Source organism: uncultured Aquimarina sp., from assembly GCF_947492115.1.
Lineage (GTDB): Bacteria > Bacteroidota > Bacteroidia > Flavobacteriales > Flavobacteriaceae > Aquimarina.
Genome location: NZ_CANLMM010000005.1, coordinates 301,336 through 323,658 on the forward strand (window position 1 = coordinate 301,336; position 22,323 = coordinate 323,658).

At 31.9% G+C, this 22,323-nt stretch carries 21 protein-coding genes; 18 read left to right on the forward strand and 3 right to left on the reverse strand.

Going from position 1 to position 22,323, the window contains the following annotated elements; all coding sequences use genetic code 11:
- Positions 1–242: 242 nt before the first annotated feature.
- The 7 genes from Q1A73_RS16785 (at position 243) to Q1A73_RS16815 (ending at position 6,224) form a co-directional block, all read left to right on the forward strand.
- The gene (locus tag Q1A73_RS16785) at positions 243–1,583 is read left to right on the forward strand and encodes a M28 family peptidase (RefSeq protein ID WP_299607653.1); all 1,341 of its coding nucleotides are present in this window, start codon (positions 243–245) and stop codon (positions 1,581–1,583) included.
- A 54-nt stretch (positions 1,584–1,637) separates the two neighbouring features.
- Positions 1,638–2,573, forward strand: coding sequence for an alpha/beta hydrolase-fold protein (locus Q1A73_RS16790; RefSeq protein WP_299607656.1), 936 nt, complete (start codon positions 1,638–1,640; stop codon positions 2,571–2,573).
- Positions 2,574–2,585: 12 nt separating this feature from the next.
- Positions 2,586–4,226, forward strand: a complete 1,641-nt coding sequence (locus Q1A73_RS16795) for a M1 family metallopeptidase (protein WP_299607659.1) — start codon at positions 2,586–2,588, stop codon at positions 4,224–4,226.
- A 34-nt stretch (positions 4,227–4,260) separates the two neighbouring features.
- Positions 4,261–5,064 carry an arginase family protein gene (locus Q1A73_RS16800; RefSeq protein ID WP_299607662.1) on the forward strand — a complete coding sequence of 268 codons (804 nt, stop codon included), beginning with the start codon at positions 4,261–4,263 and terminating at the stop codon, positions 5,062–5,064.
- A 28-nt stretch (positions 5,065–5,092) separates the two neighbouring features.
- Complete coding sequence (locus Q1A73_RS16805; protein WP_299607665.1) at positions 5,093–5,389, forward strand: ankyrin repeat domain-containing protein; 297 nt, start codon at positions 5,093–5,095, stop codon at positions 5,387–5,389.
- Positions 5,390–5,506: 117 nt separating this feature from the next.
- Positions 5,507–5,674, forward strand: coding sequence for a Lacal_2735 family protein (locus tag Q1A73_RS16810; RefSeq protein ID WP_299607668.1), 168 nt, complete (start codon positions 5,507–5,509; stop codon positions 5,672–5,674).
- Positions 5,675–5,693: 19 nt separating this feature from the next.
- The gene (locus Q1A73_RS16815; RefSeq protein WP_299607670.1) at positions 5,694–6,224 is read left to right on the forward strand and encodes a CIA30 family protein; all 531 of its coding nucleotides are present in this window, start codon (positions 5,694–5,696) and stop codon (positions 6,222–6,224) included.
- Positions 6,225–6,231: 7 nt separating this feature from the next.
- Here Q1A73_RS16815 and Q1A73_RS16820 read toward each other — a convergent pair whose 3' ends face one another.
- Positions 6,232–7,869, reverse strand: coding sequence for an ABC-F family ATP-binding cassette domain-containing protein (locus Q1A73_RS16820; RefSeq protein ID WP_299607672.1), 1,638 nt, complete (start codon positions 7,867–7,869; stop codon positions 6,232–6,234).
- Between the two features lie 263 nt (positions 7,870–8,132).
- On the opposite strand from Q1A73_RS16820, the gene Q1A73_RS16825 reads away from it, so the two are divergent.
- The 9 genes from Q1A73_RS16825 to Q1A73_RS16865 all read left to right on the forward strand — a co-directional run bounded on the left by Q1A73_RS16825 (position 8,133) and on the right by Q1A73_RS16865 (position 17,682).
- A complete protein-coding gene (locus Q1A73_RS16825) occupies positions 8,133–8,999 on the forward strand; it encodes a hypothetical protein (protein ID WP_299607674.1) in 867 nt (288 codons plus the stop codon).
- Between the two features lie 109 nt (positions 9,000–9,108).
- Positions 9,109–9,693, forward strand: coding sequence for a hypothetical protein (locus Q1A73_RS16830; protein WP_299607677.1), 585 nt, complete (start codon positions 9,109–9,111; stop codon positions 9,691–9,693).
- A gap of 2 nt (positions 9,694–9,695) precedes the next feature.
- Entirely contained in the window at positions 9,696–10,391 is a 696-nt protein-coding gene (locus tag Q1A73_RS16835; RefSeq protein ID WP_299607679.1) for a DUF2490 domain-containing protein, read from the forward strand.
- Between the two features lie 9 nt (positions 10,392–10,400).
- Positions 10,401–10,979 (forward strand): YdeI/OmpD-associated family protein, encoded by a 579-nt coding sequence (locus tag Q1A73_RS16840; protein ID WP_299607681.1) that lies wholly within the window; start codon positions 10,401–10,403, stop codon positions 10,977–10,979.
- 92 nt (positions 10,980–11,071) lie between these two features.
- On the forward strand, positions 11,072–11,533 hold the full coding sequence (locus Q1A73_RS16845; protein WP_299607683.1) for a DUF3291 domain-containing protein: 462 nt from the start codon (positions 11,072–11,074) through the stop codon (positions 11,531–11,533).
- A gap of 12 nt (positions 11,534–11,545) precedes the next feature.
- Positions 11,546–12,562 carry a pirin family protein gene (locus tag Q1A73_RS16850; protein ID WP_299607685.1) on the forward strand — a complete coding sequence of 339 codons (1,017 nt, stop codon included), beginning with the start codon at positions 11,546–11,548 and terminating at the stop codon, positions 12,560–12,562.
- Between the two features lie 130 nt (positions 12,563–12,692).
- Complete coding sequence (locus Q1A73_RS16855) at positions 12,693–14,774, forward strand: transporter substrate-binding domain-containing protein (RefSeq protein WP_299607687.1); 2,082 nt, start codon at positions 12,693–12,695, stop codon at positions 14,772–14,774.
- An 11-nt stretch (positions 14,775–14,785) separates the two neighbouring features.
- Positions 14,786–16,849, forward strand: a complete 2,064-nt coding sequence (locus tag Q1A73_RS16860; RefSeq protein WP_299607689.1) for a transporter substrate-binding domain-containing protein — start codon at positions 14,786–14,788, stop codon at positions 16,847–16,849.
- Between the two features lie 8 nt (positions 16,850–16,857).
- Entirely contained in the window at positions 16,858–17,682 is an 825-nt protein-coding gene (locus Q1A73_RS16865; protein ID WP_299607691.1) for a DUF1853 family protein, read from the forward strand.
- A gap of 8 nt (positions 17,683–17,690) precedes the next feature.
- Here Q1A73_RS16865 and Q1A73_RS16870 read toward each other — a convergent pair whose 3' ends face one another.
- Positions 17,691–19,154 carry a magnesium chelatase gene (locus Q1A73_RS16870; protein ID WP_299607693.1) on the reverse strand — a complete coding sequence of 488 codons (1,464 nt, stop codon included), beginning with the start codon at positions 19,152–19,154 and terminating at the stop codon, positions 17,691–17,693.
- Between the two features lie 38 nt (positions 19,155–19,192).
- Positions 19,193–20,323, reverse strand: a complete 1,131-nt coding sequence (locus Q1A73_RS16875; protein WP_299607695.1) for a VWA domain-containing protein — start codon at positions 20,321–20,323, stop codon at positions 19,193–19,195.
- 235 nt (positions 20,324–20,558) lie between these two features.
- On the opposite strand from Q1A73_RS16875, the gene Q1A73_RS16880 reads away from it, so the two are divergent.
- Both Q1A73_RS16880 and Q1A73_RS16885 read left to right on the forward strand, forming a co-directional pair.
- On the forward strand, positions 20,559–21,701 hold the full coding sequence (locus Q1A73_RS16880; protein WP_299607698.1) for a serine hydrolase: 1,143 nt from the start codon (positions 20,559–20,561) through the stop codon (positions 21,699–21,701).
- Between the two features lie 266 nt (positions 21,702–21,967).
- A complete protein-coding gene (locus tag Q1A73_RS16885) occupies positions 21,968–22,321 on the forward strand; it encodes a hypothetical protein (RefSeq protein WP_299607701.1) in 354 nt (117 codons plus the stop codon).
- Positions 22,322–22,323 lie beyond the last annotated feature (2 nt).

The window sequence follows — 22,323 nt, forward strand, 5'->3', positions numbered from 1 at the left end:
GGAAAAATGCTAGTATCAGATTGCTATGGTACTCTTATACATGAACAAAAAGTTAGATATGAAAACAGCATCGTATAAATACATGTTCGAAAATCCATATTTGTACATTTTAAAAGATAACTATGATAAATCAATTCATTTATGTTTCATATTAAAGCGCCATCGTGTAGGTCTTATAAATTTGTTAAGGAGTCACTCCCAATGATTGCTTTTACTTAAATTACGCGATCAAATTAACACAAATGAAGATTTTTTTTACCTCAACACTTTTTTTATTTTCAATAATTGCTAGCGCACAAACAAACCCAAAAATATATGATATTATCAATGCTATTTCTAGCGAAAGAATAGAAGCAGATATTAAAACATTAGCTGGTTTTGGTACCAGACATACCTTAAGCGATACAGTTTCCAATACAAGAGGAATTGGTGCTGCCAGAAGGTGGATCAAATCTGAGTTTGAAACCATATCTAAAACATGTAATAATTGTTTAGAAGTTTTTTATCAAAAAGACCTTGTTAAAAAAGGAACAAATCAACGTATTACCAAAGATGTAATGGTTGTAAATGTAGTTGCCATACAACGAGGAACTAAATACCCTAATCGCTTCATTATTATGAGTGGAGATATCGATTCCCGTATTTCTGACCCAAATAACTTTACTGATGATGCTCCTGGCGCTAATGATAATGCAACAGGAATGGCTGGAGCGATGGAAGCGGCAAGAGTATTGTCCAAATACAAATTTGAAAGTAGTATTATTTACGTAGGCCTTTCTGGAGAAGAACAAGGACTGTTTGGCGGAAAAGGATTGGCCAACTATGCCAAAAAGAACAATTGGGATATTGTTGGAGTTATGAATAATGATATGATTGGTAATATCAAAGGTGTAGATGGTGTTATCGATAATAGAACATTTAGAATTTTCTCTGAACCAACCAACCTAACTGACAATGAAAGAACAGTTAAAAACAGACGTTTTTATGGAGGCGAAGTGGATGGAATTTCTCGTCAGTTGGCTCGGTATATTCATAAAACTACCAAAACATATATGCCAGAAATGAATCCTATGATGATCTATCGATTAGATAGATTTGGTCGTGGTGGTCATCATCGTCCTTTTAATGATGCTGGATTCGCTGGAATTAGAATTATGGAGGCTCATGAAAACTATACTCAGCAACACCAAGACATTAGAAAAGAAGATGGGATTGCATATGGAGATGTAGTAGAACATGTAAACTTTGAATATGCAGCTAAACTAACTGCTGTTAATGCAATCAATCTTGCATCCATCGCATGGGCTCCACCAACTCCAACAGAAGTTAAAATTGGTGGAATAGTGGAACCTTCTGTGAAGTTTAAATGGGAAAAATCAAATGATCCTAATATCCAAGGATATAAAATATATTGGAGAGATACTACATCGCCTACCTGGGATTATAGTAGATTTGTTGGTAATGTAGATAACTTTGTACTCGATGGTATTGTTATTGATAATTACTTTTTTGGAATAGCAACTGTAGGAAAAAACGGATTTGAAAGTCAGGTTGTGTTCCCTACTGCCATTTTTAGAAAGTAAATGGAGTATGTTCTAAATTAAATTATTAATGTGTAACAACTTAAATGTAAACGTGTGAAATTCTTAAACTTCTTCATCATCACAGCGCTATTATTTACATTTTCTTGTAAACAAGAAACCGTAAAAGAAAAATCATCCGTAAATGTTGATATAGCAGAAAAATTATCCATTGAAACCAAGGGAAAAGTTGTTATTCATGAGAACTTTAAATCCGCATACGTAATCCCTAGAAACGTAGAAGTGTTCTTGCCTAATGGATACGATACTTCTAATAAGAAATACAAAGTATTGTATATGCATGATGGACAGAATGTTTTTAACCCTAAAACATCTTATACAGGTATCGATTGGGGAGTTGATGAAACGATAGATAGCTTAATTAAAGCTGGTAGCATAAAAAATACTATTGTTGTTGCCCCTTGGAACACTGAGAGAAAGCGTTTTTCAGAATATATGCCAGAAGCTCCAGCTGAAGCTACAAACAATCCGGAAGCAAAAGCAGCTTTAAAACAAAATACAGGGTTCGATTCTTTATATTCTGATGAATATTTGAAATTTCTAGTTGAAGAATTAAAACCATTTATTGATAAAACTTATAATGTATCCACTAAAATGGAAGATACTTCAATTATGGGATCTTCAATGGGTGGATTAATATCGTTATACGGAATATGCAAATATCCAGAAGTTTTCGGAGCTGCAGGATGTGTATCTACTCATTGGCCAGTTCCTATTTTGGGCGAAGCCTATATCAAAACCTTACCATCTACTCTACCCGATCCTCAAACACATAAAATATATTTTGATTTTGGAACCGAAGGTTTAGACGCTCAATATGAACCTTTTCAGAAACAAGTGGACCAAATGATGAAAGATAAAGGGTATGAAGAAGGAAAGAACTGGATCACCAAAAAATTTGAAGGAGATGGTCATAATGAGAAAAGTTGGAATGAACGTGTACACATCCCATTAGAGTTCCTATTACAATAAATTAAATTGAAAATGAATAAGTTTTTTTTAGTAGTATGTTTGATATGCTCAAGTATTCCAATTATCGGACAGACATCTCTTTTTGATTCGCATCAAAAATTCACAAGACAAGACACTTTAAGAGGTTCCATTACGCCAGAAAGATCATGGTGGGATCTTACTTACTACCATTTAGACATCACAGTGGATCCTGAAAAAAAAACGATTTCAGGTAAAAATACAATTCAATATAAAGTATTGGAAAATCAAAGCACGTTACAAGTGGATCTGCAGCCTCCATTAACTATAGAAAAAGTAGAACAAGATGGAAAACTACTAAAAGTTCGTTCTGAAGAAAATGCTCATTTTATAGAATTGATCAAAAAACAGAAAAAAGGAAGTATTAATTCTATAATTGTTCACTACAGTGGCAAACCAAGAGAAGCCGTCAGAGCTCCTTGGGATGGTGGTATTTCCTGGAAAAAAGACACAAATGGCAAACACTTCGTAGCATCCTCCTGTCAAGGATTAGGAGCAAGTGTTTGGTGGCCAAATAAAGATCATATGTACGATGAAGTAGATAGTATGTTGGTGAGTGTTACTGTGCCAAAAGATTTAATGAATATTTCCAATGGGAGACTGCGTAAGATTGAAGAGCGAAACCCAAATACAAAGACCTATCATTGGTTTGTTAATAATCCAATAAACAATTATGGCGTAAACATTAATATTGGGGATTATGTCCATTTTGGAGAAAAATACAAAGGAGAAAAAGGCCTGTTAGATATGGATTATTATGTACTAAGATATAATCTTGAGGCTGCTAAGAAGCAATTTAAAGATGCGCCAAAAATGATGAAAGCTTTCGAACATTGGTTTGGCCCCTACCCTTTTTATGAGGATAGCTTTAAACTGGTAGAAGTTCCTTATTTAGGTATGGAGCATCAGAGTTCTGTGACTTACGGAAATAAATACGTAAACGGATATCTAGGTAATGATTTATCCGGAACAGGTTGGGGATTAAAATTCGATTTTATAATAATACATGAATCGGGTCATGAATGGTTTGCTAATAATATTACCTATAAGGATATTGCCGATATGTGGATACATGAAAGTTTCACCGCATATTCAGAAAATTTATTTCTGGACTACCATTATGGAAAAGAAGCTTCTTCAGATTATGTTATTGGCACAAGAAAAGGAATTAGAAATGACAAACCGATTATAGGTCATTATGATGTGAATAATGAAGGATCTAGCGACATGTATTATAAAGGTGCTAATATGCTACATACGCTACGCCAACTTATTGAAGATGACGACAAATGGCGATCTATACTACGAGGACTAAACAAAGAGTTTTATCATAAAACAGTAACTACAAAAGAAATTGAAGATTATATAAGTGAGCAATCAAAAATTGACCTCACTGAATTTTTTAATCAATATTTACGTGATACCAGAATTCCTACTTTGGAATATCGTTTAGATAATAAAGAGCTTAAATATCGATATATCGATATTGTTAAAGGTTTTGATATGCCTGTGCGATTAAAAATAGACGGGAAAGAAAAATGGATACAGCCAAACGCTTCTTGGCAAACTCTTCAGGTAAAAGCTGACAAAATTGACATAGACCCTAATTTTTATGTAAAAGGAAAATCTATATAATCAAATACATATTCATCTCTAAAACTTAAAATCTGTGAAAATATATTTTCCTCAATGGCAAGGATCTGGTACTGGTAAAACGATAGAAAATGGTGCACAAACTATTTTAGAATATGTAGAAGATCCAGGATTTATTAAAATCCCATTATCTAACATTGAAGCAGGTCCAAATGGAGAGAAAAAGCACGACATTAATAACTATGATGCGATTTTCGAACAACTAACTCGTCTTAAAAATAAGATTGATGCAGAACAACCAAAAACCATTACTACCATTGGAGGAGATTGTGGATTAGAGATTGTTCCTGTTTCGTATCTAAACGCACTTTATCCAAACCTGGGAGTTATCTGGTTTGATGCTCATGCCGATATTAACCGCCCTTGCGATTCTCCTAGTTGTAATTTTCATGGCATGCCGCTTAGAACATTATTAGGAGAAGGTTCAGAGCATATGAATCCATTACTTTTTTCTACCATTACCGCTTCTCAAATTCATTATATTGGAGTTAGAGATATAGATAGCACAGAACAAACTAGAATTGAGGATGGCAATATTTATGCCCCTAAAAAAGTAAATATTTTAGATCTTGTAGGTACTTTACAATCTAAAAAAATCACACATCTTTATCTTCACTTCGACTTTGATTGTTTGGAACCCAATGATTATGATAAAACATATTACCAAGTTTCTAAAGGTGTAAAAATTCTTGAGGCCGAAAACTATATTCAAACATTACAAGAACATTTTACCATTGTAGGAAGTAGTGTCTTAGAATCTGTTACCACGGAAATTTCCGAATTAACTCCTATCAAAAAAATCATTAACTTATTGGTCTAATTAAGGTTTTTATCAATATATAACTTTTATGTCTGGGGGTAATTGGAAAGATATGCTATTAGCATCACAAACTGGAGATCTAGAGCTTGTAAAATATTATGTTACCAATGGTGTAGATATTAATTATCAACATCCTGAGGCGATGACCACACCGCTAATAGAAAGTATACGATTTGATAATCTTTCGATTGCTAAATATCTCTTAGAACATGGTGCTGATATTAATGCCAAAGAAGGGTTTAGTGGAGATACTGCTTTATCCTTAGCGAAAGAAAAATCAAACATCGAAGCTTTAGAGTTACTAAAGACCTACCTTACAAACTAATATTTACTAGTACATATTATCTAGAATTAATATAAAGACTCTTATAAAAAAGTTATTTAAGATAACTTTCTCATCTGTTTAAAAGCTTACCCTTTATCTTTAGATAAAACAAAAATTATGTTTGCTATATTTAAGAAGAAAACTGAGAAAGAGCGTTTACAAAAAAAGTATAAAACGTTGATGGAAGAATCGTATAAGTTGTCTCATACCAATCGAAAGGCTAGTGACGAAAAACAGGCCGAAGCTGCTGAGATCTTAGAACAAATAGAACAATTACCTGATTAGATAAATAGTCATTAATTCTGTGAATACATATCTATTTTTAATTTTTATTGGATTGACGACTCCTTCTCTCACTATTTTTGATTTTAAAAAAACGAATAAGCTTTCCGATTGGATTGTTGTTAACGACGGCGTAATGGGAGGCTTATCTAAAGGTGAAATAACGCTGAATGATAAAGGAAATGCTATTTTCTCTGGAGCCATTTCTTTAGAAAACAATGGAGGTTTTTCGATGGTACGGTACCGATTCTCGACCAAAAAAGTAAAAGGGTATACAAAAGCCTTGATTACGTTAAAAGGTGATCAAAAGAGATATCAATTTAGAGTTAAAACGAATACCTATGATCGTCATTCATACATAGCTCATTTCGAAACTTCAGGAGAATGGCAAACTATTGAAATACCATTATCCGAAATGTATCCAGTTTTTAGAGGTGTATCGTTGGATATGCAAAACTATCCTTCCATACAAATGGAAGAAATAGCATTTTTAATTGGCAACAAAAAACAAGAAAAATTTAGATTAGAGATCGATAAAATCGTGTTGGAATAGATTCAATCTAATTTTTTAATTGTATTTCTCTCAAGTTTTCCATTCTGTTACGCTCCAAAAATGCATCAATTGTCTCAAAATGTTCAATAACTCTTTTCTCTTTAAACTCAAATACTTTATTAGATAATCCTGAGAGAAAATCTCTATCATGCGATACTAGAATTAATGTTCCGTCGAAAGCCATTAGTGCTTCTTTTAACACATCTTTAGATCTAATATCTAGGTGATTTGTAGGCTCATCCAAGATCAGCACATTTACAGGTTCTAAAAGTAATTTTACCATCGCCAATCTAGTTCTTTCTCCTCCAGAAAGGACGCCCACTTTTTTATCAATATTGTCGCCACTAAACATAAATTGTCCCAAAATATTCTTGATTTGAGTCCTCACATCTCCTTTAGCAACTTCATCAACTGTCTGAAAAACTGTGAGATTTGGATCTAACAATGAGGCTTGGTTTTGAGCAAAATATCCTACTTTGGCATTATGCCCTAAAGCACATTCACCTTCAAAATCAATTTCTCCCATAATAGCTTTTATCATTGTTGACTTCCCTTCTCCGTTACGACCTACAAAAGATACTTTCTCTCCTCTAGCAATCGACATACTTGCCTCTTTAAAAACAACATGATCTCCATACTTTTTAGACAATTCTTTTGCAATCACAGGATAATCCCCAGATCTGGCAGAAGGAGGAAATCGAAGTTTTAAAGATGAGTTGTCCACTTCATCAATTTCTATTAACTCTAATTTTTCCAACATTCGCTCCCTAGAATTTACCTGATTTGTTTTCGAATAAGTTCCTTTAAACCTTTCGATAAACTGTTTGGTATCTGCTATAAACTTTTGTTGCTCTTGATAAGCTTTAATCTGATGAGATCTTCGCTCTTCTCTTAATTGTAAATAATGAGAGTAATTAGCCTTATAATCATAAATTCTACCCATTGTAACTTCTATAGTTCTATTCGTAATATTATCTATAAAAGCTTTATCATGGGAAATTACTATAACAGCTTTAGCTTTATTTTTTAAAAAATCTTCCAACCATATTACAGATTCAATATCTACATGATTGGTTGGCTCATCTAACAAAATTAAATCAGGTTTTTGTAATAGAATTTTAGCAAGTTCAATCCTCATTCTCCATCCACCACTGAACTCACTGGTTGGTCTGGTAAAATCCTCTCTTTTAAAACCTAATCCTTGCAATGCTTTTTCTACTTCAGCATCATAATTCACCTCTTCAATTGCATAAAACTTTTCTCCTAAATCAGTTACCTTTTGGATGATTCCCATATATTCCTCAGAATCATAATCTGTACGAGTTTCTAATTCCTTATTTAACCGATCTATTTCCTGCTGCATTTCATGAATCTCACTAAAAGCTTTAGAAGCTTCTTCGAATACTGAACAATTATCATCTGTAAGTAAATGCTGTGGTAAGTAAGCAATCACAGTTTCTTTAGGACATCTAACATTACCTCTGGTTGCTTTTTGAGCACCTGCAATGATTTTCATCATAGTGGACTTTCCGGCCCCATTTTTACCCATTAAAGCGATCTTGTCGTTTTCGTTGATAACAAAAGAAACATTGTTAAACAAGGTTGTTCCACTAAACTCTACCGCTAATCCATCTACAGAAATCATATGTTTTCATTTTTAAAAATGCAAAACTATAAAAAAGGTTGAGATCAACGAAAATCGTTGTCATAGAATTACTTCATATCTATGGAAACCTTAACAAAATTAAAGCTTTCGGGAAAAAGCCCCATCTAAAACTGGTGATACACCTATACAAAAACCGTTATTTACTCATTGACTAACAACTAGTTAATAAATAATTTTGTCTACAACATGGTATTTCCGGAACACCTTAATCAATTAGTTGAATACTTTTAAAACTTAAAAAAATGAAAAAATCAATTTTTAAACCGTTTATCTTTGTTGGAATACTTAGTATTTCACTTTTATCTTGTGAAAACAAAGAAGAAGAATTATACGATGATTCTGTACAAGAACTACAAGATAGTCCAACGAAAGATGCAAAATATATCAATGAATTAACTCAAACATCCTTTGAAGTAGCCAAAATCCAAAAAGATGGTCATGAATATCATTTTATTGCGCTAGGAGACGATGATGAGATGATTGTAGCAGAAACGCTGTATGGTGAAGCTGCTAACAATAAAGAAGAAAGCTTACATAGTATTGATCAATCGCCTTTTAATTTATTTATTTCTTTGACAAAGACATCGGTATCTATTCCTGATCGTATAGCTAAGACAGCTTCGCCATCAGCATTACAATCATCTGGCAGACAAATAGAAAATAGTGGAGCATTATTAGAAATCAATGACCCTAATTATACAAATATTGATCAAAAGTCTTGTTATGATATAGGAGCAACCACATTTATGAATTCCTACTGTGGTGGTGTTCCTGTAACTTCTACACCAACTGATATTAGATTTTGTGATAATGGATTATGGAATTCTCTAACTCGTAGTTCTTTTTACGGTGGTGATTGGAAAGAATTAGACGACACCTACACTAGAACGAATGTGGTATGTGGTTTAACAAGATTGCAATTTTACGCTTGGGAAAACACTGCTTCTTGGCCATTTAGTGACTGGAAATGGGTACTAAAATATCAGGTAGATTTACCAAATGGGTATTGGTATTACTATTACTATACGTCTACCAATACAGAACGACAAGTAAAACGTACAAGACCATATAATACAGGAAACTTTAGAGCATATACGAGGTTCTACTAGATCGATGTATTACACAAAATCATTCAACCCATACTATCTTAATTATAGTATGGGTTCTTTTATGAAATTTATCTATTTTTTGTACATTCCATAAAAGAATTCAAAACTTATGTTTGCACGTTATTTATGGATATGGATTTGTTGTTTCAGCATGGGTTCTACCCTTTCGGTAAATGCTCAAAATAAAGTAGAAAAAGAATATCGTATCAAATATTCACAGGTACCAAAAGAAGCATTGGATTTTATTAAAAAATGTCCTTTCAAAAAAAAAATCAAATGGTATATCGAAGAAAGTCAAAATGGGAAAAGCATAGAAGCCAAAACTTTTTATCAAAAAAGAAAGTATAGTATAGAGTTTACAAACGAAGGCAAGCCTGAAGATGTAGAAATAAAAATTCCTTTCTCAGAACTTTCCATCGATTTACAAAAAACAATTCAATCTTCTTTAGATAGTATTTTCACAAAATCAAAAATCAAAAAAACTCAATTACAATGGGTCAGTGATCGGTCTACCTTAATTTCATTGATAAATAAAAAAAATACCAAAGCAGCGTACACAACAAACTACGAACTAATTGTAAAGGGTAAAAAAGAGAAACATTCTCATTATTATGAATTACTTTATTCTAATGATGGAGTTTTATTGAAGATGTTACAAGTAGTGAATGATAACACTGATAATCTCCTATATTAGTGATGAAGAAAAGATTTTGTCTCCTTATCGTATTCTGTATGTGTTCTTTAAATAGTTATACGAATGCCCAAACATCATTTACTTCTGGATTATTACCTAAAATCGTAATCTCTCATAAAATTTCGGATCGTTTCAAATTAATTAACAGTATCGAATCTCGTCAACAACTATGGGAACATAGTCCTTCAGAAGAGTTTTCGTATGAATACCTCTTAACAGATATAACCAATATTCTCTCTTACAAACTATCATCTGATCATGTTTTTAATGTTGGCTATCTATTGCGCATTGAAAAAGATGAACTTGTGCATCGTTCTATATTTCAGTATTCCATAGCCCAACAATTAGAAGCTATTCGAATAGCTCATCGTTTTGTAACTGATCAAACATTTAGCACTAAAGAATCTCCAGAATTCAGACTACGATATCGATTTACTGTAGAAATTCCATTTAACGGATATCGAGTTGACCCTAAAGAATTTTACTTAAAAATTAATAACGAATATCTTGGATCGTATCAAGCTTCCAATTCAGATTTAGAACTACGGTTAATTCCTTTCCTAGGTTATAACATGAATGATAAAAGTAAAATTGAGATAGGTCCTGATTATAGAATTAGTCAATTTCTTAATTCACCTACTAAAAATAGATTATGGTTAAGTATCAATTATTATCATGCCTTTACAAACAAAAAATAAGAAACCCATATGAAACCCAAACCAGAACTGTATTTTAAAAATGATAAGGAATGGAGAAATTGGTTACATCAAAATCATGCAGCAAGTGATGGTATTTATTTAATTTTTTATAAAGTAGAAAGTGATCAGGCTAGTATGCGTTGGGAAGAAGCTGTAAAAGTAGCTCTTTGTTATGGTTGGATAGATTCTACGGTTAAAAAAATTGATAACGAAAAAAGAAGACAATATTTCTGTCCGAGAAAACCTAAAAGTGTTTGGAGTAAATTAAATAAGACCTATATCATAGATTTAATAAAAGATAATTTAATGCATGAAAGCGGATTAAAATCTATAGAAATCGCAAAGGAAAACGGATCTTGGACCGCACTTGACAATGTAGAAAATGGCATTATACCACAAGACCTACAAACAGCTTTCGACCAATCACCAGTAGCATTTAATAACTACCTAGGTTTTTCTAAAAGCTATAGAAAAAATTATTTGTATTGGCTTTATCAGGCAAAACGACCCGAAACAAGAGATAAAAGAATAAAAGAAATCATCAGGCTTTGTAAAGCGAATATAAAAGCTAGAGATCAAGGGAGATAAATGAAAAGAGGAATATTGATATTCTTACTTAACAACACTTTAAGATATTTTGATTTCTTTATATTTAATTTAGAGTTAAAACAACCAAACAAATGCAACTAGCACAAGTAAACATAGCAGAGATGTTAGCGCCTATAAATGATCCTATTATGGCTGATTTTGTAAATAATCTAGATCGTATTAATGAATTAGCTGAAAAAAGTGATGGTTTCGTATGGAGATTAAAAGGAGATGAAGGAAATGCAACCGCCATTACAGTTTTTGATAATTTATTCTTAATCATCAACATGTCTGTCTGGGAAAGCATGCAAGACCTTTTTAATTTCACATATCAATCTGCACATGTAGAAATTCTAAAACGTAAGAAAGAATGGTTTCATAAAATGCCTCGTATGCATATGGCTTTTTGGTATGTAGAAGATGGCCATGAACCCAGTCCAGCTGAAGCAAAAGAGCGACTATATTATCTACAAGAACATGGTGAAACTCCTTATGCATTTTCTTTTAAAAGTAAGTTTACTCCAGAAGATGCTACCAATTACCAAAAGTTATAATATTCTATATTCATGGCTGCAATTATCTCTATAAAACCTCTCGGGTTTACCTGGCAAACTCAGGATCCTTTTTTATTCTGTGCCTATCATGAAGATCTATATCCAAAAGGGAATCAACAATTGGGGCCAGATGCTTCTTTAGAAGGGAGAAATATAGGGCAAGATTTCCAGGGAAAAGATGGATGGAGAATGTATCATGGTCAGACAGTACCTGGCTTTCCTGCACATCCGCATCGTGGGTTTGAAACAGTAACGATTGTACAAAAAGGACTGGTAGATCACTCAGATTCTTTGGGAGCTGCTGGGCGTTTTGGTAATGGTGACGTGCAATGGATGACGGCAGGAAAAGGAGTGCAACATTCTGAAATGTTTCCGCTTCTTAATACCGATCAGAAAAACCCATTCTTACTATTTCAGATTTGGCTAAATCTTCCAAAAGCAAATAAAATGGTTGCCCCTCATTTTAAAATGTTATGGAATGAAGAAATCCCAAAGCTTACCAAAGTAGATGATAATAATCTTTCTACAGAAATTACATTAATTGCTGGTAGTCTTGATACAACTCATGCAATTGCTCCTGCTCCCGATTCTTGGGCAGCTGATACTAATAATGAAATTGCTATTTGGACAATTAAAATGGCTCCTAACGCTACTTACACCTTTCCAAACGCTTCTAAAGATGCTAATCGTTCTCTCTATTTCTTCAAAGGAGATGAGATCATTGTTGATGGATATAAAATCTCGGTTAATCATGAAATTAGAGTCCATGCCGATAAAGAACTAACCATTACCAATGGAAATACCGAAGCACATTTTCTATTGCTACAAGGAAAACCTATAAATGAACCTGTTGTTCAACAAGGGCCTTTTGTGATGAATAATCATAATGAAATAAGGGATGCTATTTTAGAATATCAACAAACCGAATTTGGTGGTTGGCCTTGGCCTAGTCATGACCATGTACATGAAAAATCAAAAGGGCGTTTTGCTCTATATCCTGATGGAACAGAAATTATTAAACCTAGTTAAAGCTTTTAAATAACTACATTTCACATACTATATTCATAGTTTTCAAAAGATTCTCCTTTTAAAACTATGATTAAAGTACTATCTTTATTAATGGAATCAAAAAAGTTAAGTATTTAAATAATGAAAGCTTATGCCAAAAAAAATACTTTGTTTACTTCCATTACTCCCTATATTTTTTATAATTCAATCTTGTTCAAAACCTTCATTATTAGATGAAAACGAAAAAAAATGGTTAGCTCAAAATGATAGTATAACAGTTGCTATATATCCATACTATCCGCCTTATCAATTTATTAATGAACAGAATCAAATCGATGGTATTTTTATCGAATATCTAGAACTCGTTGAACAAAAAATCAACTATAAATTCAAAAGAAAAAGATATGATGATTGGCCCAAGCTATTAGAAGGTGTTAAAAATAATGATGCCAGCCTAATATTAGAAATACAACAATCTGATGAAAAAGAATACTATTTAAAGTTTTACGAACCTCTTTTCGAATCTCAAAATGTAATTGTTACTAGAAACAATGTAGATTTCGGAAATGATGTAGAAAGTCTTTCAGGAAAATCTATTGTCTTACCCCAAGGCTATGCTATCACCGAAAATCTAAGAAAGAAATATCCTAATTTTAATATTATAACACTATATGATGAACTTACTTGCTTGTCCAAAGTGAACGCAGGTGATTATGATGCTACTATTAGTCCTAAAGCAGTAGCTAACTACTATATCCGATCAAAAAAAATGGATAATCTAAAAATAAAGTCTGGGACTGACCTATATTATGAACCTGGTTTTGCTATTAATCAAACTAACACTGTTTTAGACGGTATAATTTCCAAAACAATTTCCAAAATCACCAAAGAAGAAAAGCAAGCTATCGTAAATAACTGGTTTTATACCAATGTCATTCCATTTTACAGAACGTCTAAATTTTGGACCATTATCGCATTGGTAGCGTTATTGTCGTTATTATTTGGTATGTCATTTAATTCGTATCTAAAGTATAAAATCAAACAAAGAACTGATGAATTGATGATTGCCAAGGATATTGCTGAAGAAAGTAATCGATTAAAAACAAACTTTATTTATAATATCCCTCAAGAAATTAGAACCCCAATGAACGGAATCATAGGGTTATCCGAGTTTCTTAATAATGAAGATCTAAGTCTTGAAGACAGGAAAAAATATACTCAAATGATTATCGGAAATAGTAAAGAATTACTCTCTATTATAGATAATATTTTAGAAATCTCTCAATTACAATCAAATAGATTTACATTAAGACTTATAGAAGTTAATCTTCAGAATGTTTTTCAAAACCTAATTTCTAATTATAAAATAAAAGCGGAAGAAAAAAACATTGAATTTCTTATAGAAAACAAGCTAAAAGATCAAGAAAACATAGTATTGATGGATAGGCCTAAATTAAACAAGATATTAAATATTCTTATTGATAATGCCATTAGATATACCGAAGACGGATCTATTAAACTTTTCTGCGACGTAGAAGAAGAATTTTTAACAATTTCAGTTGTGGATACAGGTATCGGTATTAGTGAAACTACTAAAAATAAAATCATAGAAAGTTTAACAATACCATCTAGCACAGATAAAACAATTGGTGATTATAGTGGAATGGGATTAGGGTTAACTATTGCAAAAAAGAATACAGATTTTATTGGAGGGCAACTACAGCTAATCAGTGAAAAAAATAAGGGTACTTCCTTTACCCTAAAAGTGCCATATAATCCATTAAAGAAAATAAGCGCAAAAACAACACGAACATCCAAGCCTATTGCCAAGCCAGAAAAGAACATCATATTAATTGCTGAAGATGGAGAAACCAATTTTCTATTTCTAAAAACCATTCTTACTAAAATGAATGATTATGACTTTACGATATATCGTGCTAAAAACGGAAAAGAAGCGGTTTCCATTTGCCAGGAAAATAAAAATATTGACTTGGTACTAATGGATATCAAAATGCCAGTTATGGATGGATATGATGCTACTGCTTATATAAAAAAAATGAGACCGAATTTACCCGTAATTGCGCAGACCGCTTACTCTATAGAAGAAGATATTCAAAAAGCTCTGGATGCAGGATGCGATGATTTTGTGTCCAAACCTGTAGACAGAAAAATTTTAAAGCCCATTCTAAATAAATATTTTTCTGTACTCAATAAAAGAAACAAAGCTTCTTAAATCGACAAACTATGCCAAATAAAATATTTTATATTTCCATTTTAGTATGCTTTGTATGTATCACTTTTTCTTGTTCTAAGAAGGAAATACTTAGTACGTCGGAAAAAGAATGGCTTGCCCAGCAAACTTCTGTAAATGTGGCAGTATACCCATACTATCCGCCTTATCAATTTATAAACAAAAAAGATAGTATTGATGGTATTTTAGTTGACTATTTTAATCTAATTGAAAATAAGATCAATTATAAGTTTCAAAAAAAATATTACTCCAATTGGAGCCTTTTATTGAAAGACGTTAAAACAAAAAAAGTTGATATTATTCTCGAGATGCAAGAAACTGAAACAAGAGAAGAATACTTAAACTTTTACACTAAGTTTTTTGAAACTCCCTTTGTTTTGGTGACTAGAAAAGAAGTGGATAGCGGGCTACATTTCTCAGAGTTTCTCAACAAAAAAGTTGCTGTACCAAAAGGGTATTCCATTGACGATTATCTAAAAGAAAACTACCCAAATCTAATGATCAATAATTATTCTGATGATATTGAATGCCTACGCAGTGTTCAGACAGGAATGTCAGATGCATATATTGGAGGAAGAGCGGTAGTAAATTATCTTATTAAATCTGAAGGACTTAATGACCTAAAAGTTATTAATAAAATAGATTTTAGTTATATACCTAGCATTGCTGTGCGTAAAGAAGAAAAAATTCTCAACAGCATCATCTCTAAAGCTTCAAAAGCTATTTCCAACGAAGAAAAGCAGGCAATATTAGATAATTGGCTATTTGATATGGTTAAACCATTTTATAAAAAGCCAAAATTTTGGATTATTTTTTCACTAATTTTTACATTAGTGCTATTAGGTGTCGTTTCAATATATTTTTATTTACAATTTAAAATAAAACAAAAGACAAAAGAACTTAGAATTGCAAAAGAGGAAGCAGAAGAGAGTAATCGAATAAAAACTAATTTTATTCAAAACATCTCACATGAAATTAGAACACCGATGAATGGTATCATGGGATTCTCTGAATTACTAAAATCAGATACATTAACCGAAGAAGAAAGAAGAGAGTATACCGATATCATTATAAAAAGTGGAAAAGATCTAATTGCTTCAGTGGATGACATATTGGAAATTTCAGTCTTAGAAACAAAACAGAGCAAAGTAAAGTTCTCGAAAACGGATTTAAAAGAATTATTAGAGCGGATAATTACTAAATACACAGATAAGGCTAAAGAAAAAAATCTAGAGATTTATTTCAAAAATGAAATAAAACCAGGGGAAAATATCATTCTTACAGATCAACCAAAGTTATATAAGATCATAAGTAATCTGGTAGATAACAGCATTAAATTTACCAGTACCGGATCCATAACAATATTTTCTTATATTGTAGAAAATTTTGTTACCATATCGATTAAAGATACTGGCATCGGAATTAAACAAAAAGACCAAGACATTATTTTTAAGAGTTTCTCTCAATCCGAAAAAGAAATTTCTAAAAATTTTGGAGGTTTAGGCTTAGGACTGGCAATAGCAAAAGAATATACAGATTTAATTGGAGGGAAAATTTCGTTTTCTAGCAAAGAAAATGAAGGTAGTTCCTTTATATTAAAAATACCATTTACCCCAGATTCAATGCTGAATAATTTAGAACCGACAACTACTAATTTACAAGAAAGAACATTGCAAAAACATGTAGTACTTATTGCAGAAGATGGAGAAATCAATTTCCTATTTTTGAGAACTGTTTTAACCAAAATGATTGATTTTGAATTCGTTATTTATAGAGCCAAAAATGGTCAGGAAGCAGTTGAGATCTGCCAAAAAAACGACAAAATTGATTTGGTGTTAATGGATATCAAAATGCCCATTATGGATGGATATGATGCTACCAAACAGATCAAAAAATTAAGACCAGAATTACCGGTTATTGCACAAACTGCCTATTCTACCGAAGAAGATATTGAAAGAGCATTAGCCGCAGGATGCGATGACTTTTTAGCTAAACCCGTAGATCGAAAAATATTACGCCCTATTCTGGATAAATACATTTCCATTTTTAAGAAATAGAACTCTTAATGACTTCTATCGACCATCAATACAATGGATTTATTAGTAGTAAACCACTATGGAACGGTGATTCTCTTTTTGGATTATCTCAATTAGATTTAAAAAATTTCGAATGTGTTATAAAAAACCCAACAAACATTAAAATTAGAGATAATGAAGTTTTAGGAAAAAGAATCGAACATTTCTTTGAATACTATATAAACTCATCTAAAGACTATCAACTACTCGTAAAAAACCTACAAATATTTAAGGATAAAATTACCATTGGAGAACTAGACTTTGTTATTGAAGACATTTCTAAAAAATGTCTTTTACACATAGAATTAGTATATAAGTTCTATCTCTATGATCCTCAAAGAAGCAAAAATGAATTAGAACGATGGATTGGTCCTAATCAAAAAGACAGCTTGTTAGAAAAAGTAGCAAAATTAAAGCATAAACAATTTCCTCTACTCTACCAGTCTGAGACGATTAAAGCCTTACAAAAACTAGACATTTCTACGGATACAATAAAACAAAGAGTCTCTTTTTTTGGTCAGTTATTTATTCCTTTATCTTTTCAAAACAAAATTTTACCCGAAATTAATAATGATTGTATCTCTGGTTTCTGGATACATTGGCATGATTTCAATTCAGAAAAATATCACCATTATCTATACTATATTCCTTCAAAAAAAGATTGGGTTACAAACCCAAAAGATCATAGAATTTGGCATTCCTACAATACAATTCACGAGTCTTTAGAAGTACAACTCTCGAAAAAAAAATCTCCATTACTTTGGATAAAACGTAATGAAGATTCTTATGACAAATGTTTTATTGTTTGGTGGTAAAATAAGATCTAAAGATCATTTATATAACTTCCGTACAAGTCTCTGAATCTAAAACCTTCGGACAATCTATATTTACTCAATTTTTTATGCTCTACCAGTCCCCATAATAGGAACTCTTTCATAAAATAGCTGTCTTTTTTATCGATATCTTCCTGATACTTATTCAGAAGATCATTAAGTGGTTTTATAGCATCTAACTTTTCGATATATTCTGCCTCTGGTATTTCATCCAACAGTTCAAAACCACTTTCCTCAAAAAACCAGTCAATTAATTCTTGATAAGGACTTGTTTCACTTTCTTTTTCAAGACGTTCTATTTTAGGAAAATAATCTGGAAACAATGATTTAATTGCATCCGAAATTAGTGTAAGCGCAACAGAAGCAGCACCTTCTTGTTCTCCTTCGTATACCAATTCTACTTTACCAGTAATAGCCGGAACAACTCCCATAAAATCGCTTAATCGTAACAATGTTTGATTGTCACCAGATTTCAGTGCTCTATATTCTGCCGTGCTCAATAAATTCTCAAAAGCAGTAATACTCATTCTGGCACTAACACCACTTTTGGCATCGATAAACTCGCTTTCTCTCGCCTCAAAACTAATCTGTTCTAATAAATCTTTAGCGAGCTCAGGAACATGAACTAAACTACTCTGTCTAGAATCTAACTGAGCTTCTTGCTGAGTAATAGTTTTTGCAATCGCTACAGTCTCTGGATAATGCGTTAGAATTTGAGAACCAATTCTATCTTTTAATGGAGTAACGATACTTCCTCTATTAGTATAATCTTCTGGATTTGCGGTAAATACAAATTGCATATCCAGAGGAAGACGTAACTTAAAACCTCTTATTTGGATATCACCTTCTTGTAAAATATTAAATAAAGCTACCTGTATACGAGCTTGTAAATCTGGTAATTCATTAATCACAAAAATACAACGATTAGCTCTTGGAATCATTCCAAAATGTATCACCCTATCATCTGCGTAGCTCAATTTTAAATTCGCGGCTTTTATAGGGTCTACATCTCCAATAATATCTGCTACTGTTACATCTGGAGTAGCTAATTTTTCTGCAAAACGATCATCTCTATGAATCCAGGATATTGGAGTATCACCTGCTTTTTCTTTAATAAGGTTAATCGCATATCTAGATATTGGCTGTAAAGGATCATCATTAATTTCTGATCCTTCTACAATAGGAATCCACTCATCTAATAAGTTCACCATTTGCCTAGCTAAACGTGTTTTAGCCTGTCCTCGTAATCCTAACAAATTGATATTATGTCGAGATAATATAGCTCTTTCCAATTCAGGAATTACAGTATTTTCATAACCATGAATTCCTGTAAATGTAGTTTGATTATTACTAATTTTTTCTCTGAGATTATCTCGTAATTCGTCTTTTATACTTTTACTTTTATATCCTGATGCTTCTAACTGTTCTAAAGTCTTTATGCTGTTAATGTCCATATTTTCTTTTTCGGAAGTATTATAAACTCAATATTGTTTTATCCTTTAATTCTTTTTTTTCTATTTGTTTCGTAGTCCTCGAAGATCATCTCTCCTAACCCCTTCAAACCAGTATAAAATGCTTTTCCTTGGTTTGCGTAAGTAAACTCTCTTACGAATTGCATTAAATAAGGATCTTGCGCAATCATAAAAGTGGTGATGGGTATGTGTAATTTTCTTGCTTGTTGTGCCATCACATAGCATTTATTCACAATATTACGATCTAAACCATTACTGTTTTTGTAATACTGACCATCTGGAAGTCTTAAACAACTAGGTTTACCATCCGTGATCATAAAAATCTGTTTATTAGTGTTTCGCTTCCGCCTCAGCATATCCATTGCCAATTGAAGACCTGCAACGGTATTGGTGTGATAAGGGCCAACTTGCAGATACGGTAGATCTTTAATAGCTATTGGCCAAGCATCATTCCCAAAAACAAGAATATCTAGTGTATCTTTAGGATACCTCGTTGTTATTAGCTCTGCTAGAGCCATAGCTACCTTTTTGGCAGGAGTAATTCTATCTTCTCCGTACAAAATCATGCTATGACTAATATCGATCATCAATACTGTACTCATCTGAGCTTTAAACTGAGTCTCTTCGACTACCAAATCATCTTCGGTAAGATGTAAATCACCAATGCCATGATTAATTTGGGCATTTTTTAAACTCTCAGTAATCGATATCCTTTCTAATGCATCACCATATTGATAGTTTCTATACTCACCAGCATGCTCATCACCTCGTCCTGTATATTTAGTACGATGATTTCCAGATCCACTGCGTTTTAAATTACCAAAAATTTGATCTAAGGCTCTTTTTCTAATTGCACGTTCTGTTTTTGCAGTTATGGACATTCCTCCTTTTCCATCTGGCTTAATTTCTTCTCGGATATAACCTTTTTTCTTAAGGTCTTCTACAAAATCATCTAAAGTATAATCCTCACTAGTAAGCTGATACTCTTTATCTAATTCTTTCATCCAGTCTAGTGCTTCATCAAGATCACCCGAAGTATGAGTTATTATTTCCTGAAAAATGTCGAAAAGTTTTTCGAATGGAGATTGTTCTGGAGCTTCATAATGTCTAAAAGCAAAACCTTTTTTAAAAATTCCCTTTTTCTCTTTCATTATATAAATTTAGTATATTTTACAAAAGATACCGCCCCAACTAGTATGGAATCACACAGAATTAACAAATGTTTTGGAATTGTTTCTATTGGGTTCCCTTTTTTTATTTGAACAGGCTAGCAAAACAATTCTTATATTTAACTTAGTATGATGAATGACAGCTAATTCTTAGAGCAAAGATTTTAATTTAAAAAACACAAATGATTCATTTACCCGCCTTATTTAATACATGTCTATGAAATTAAAACTACTTATTCTTCTTGGTATTTTAATATGTTCTTGTACTTCAGAAAACCCTTTAGATACTATTTTACAATCCGAGTCTCCGAATATATCAAGGGTGATCAATAAGCTCGAAAAACATGAAATTCAAATTTTATATACTCAGATTGATCGAAATTCAAAAAACGAAGTTTCCTTTACCGATTATGAATTTAATGTAGCGGACAGCATTTATTTTTATCCAGCAAGTTCCGTTAAGTTTCCAATAGCCGTAATGGCATTAGAAAAGCTAAACAATTTAAAGGATAATGGGATTCCTATTAATAGAGAAACGAAATATAGTGTGAATCAAGGAAACTTATATTCATCTATTGAAAATGATATTATCCAAATTTTTTCTGTGAGTGATAATGATGCCTATAATCGTTTATTTGAGTTTTTAGGACAAGACTACATTAATCAAAACTTAACATCAAAAGAAATATCCGGGAGAATTTCTCACAGATTATCTACGAGTAACGCAGATGCTTCAAAGACGCAACCGATTATTTTTAAAAAACGTATCACAGATAGTCTGACTATTTATAGTCAAGAGATTATATTTAATAGTACACCTTCAAAATTGGATTTAATCAACATCTCCAAAGGAAAAGGTTATTACGAAAACGACTCTCTTATAAAACAACCTAAAAATTTTTCTAAGAAGAATTATCTTCCGCTAAGGTCTTTACATGAGCTAATGAAAAGAGTTCAGTTTCCCGAAGTTTATGACAAAAAAAAATCATTTAATATTTCCGAAGCTGATCATCGTTTCCTATTAAAGACGATGAAACTATTGCCCCATGAATCTGGTTATGATAAAACCAAATATTATGACGGTTATGTAAAGTTTTTTATGTTCGGAGATACCAAAGATGACATTCCGCAACATATTGAGATCCATAATAAAGTAGGATATGCGTATGGATATCTAACGGATTGCGCCTACATTAAGGATTCAGAAAACAATATAGAATTTCTTTTATCTGCTACCATTCATGTAAATGAAAATGAGATTTTCAACGATGATCAATACGAATATGATGAAATTGGAATTCCATTCTTAGCAGAATTGGGCAGAAAAATATATCAGTTAGAATTAGAAAGAAAAAAGTAATGCTACATCTTCCTATATTTTAAGAATTTTTCAAAAAAACTATTAATATATTATTATAAAACAATCTTTTTTAAGATTTAATAATTATTTTTTAACAAAATTATATATTTAATCGAACATAAAAGAGTTAAATTTATAATTCCCCTTACATTAAGAACGTCAGCATATAGTACAAAATAACAACAACAGTATGGTTACACAATTTATAATCCAGTAATCACATACTATTACTAATAATAGTATATGATTCTTAAAACTGATTACATATGAAAAAACATATACTATTCTTCTTTTTATTTTCTTACACTTTTATATATCCAAATGATTTTTTAGATAGATCGGATTGCTCCTTTTTAACAGAAATTCAAAAAGATCGCAAACTTTCTGACGAAGAAGTAAAACAGCGTGGATTAGATGTATTAGCTACAGAAGTTATCGAAAAAATTGACGAGGTTGATTTGCGTAAGATGGCAAGATCAGCAATTTTTGAAACCTCCTATGGATTTCGATGGAAAATGATAAATCTGCATACTGGAAAGATTATTATTGTTAAAGTAAATAAGGATTTCGAATTAATATCCGCTCGGGATAGTAAGAAAGCTAAAGTTATGATACCTTAATA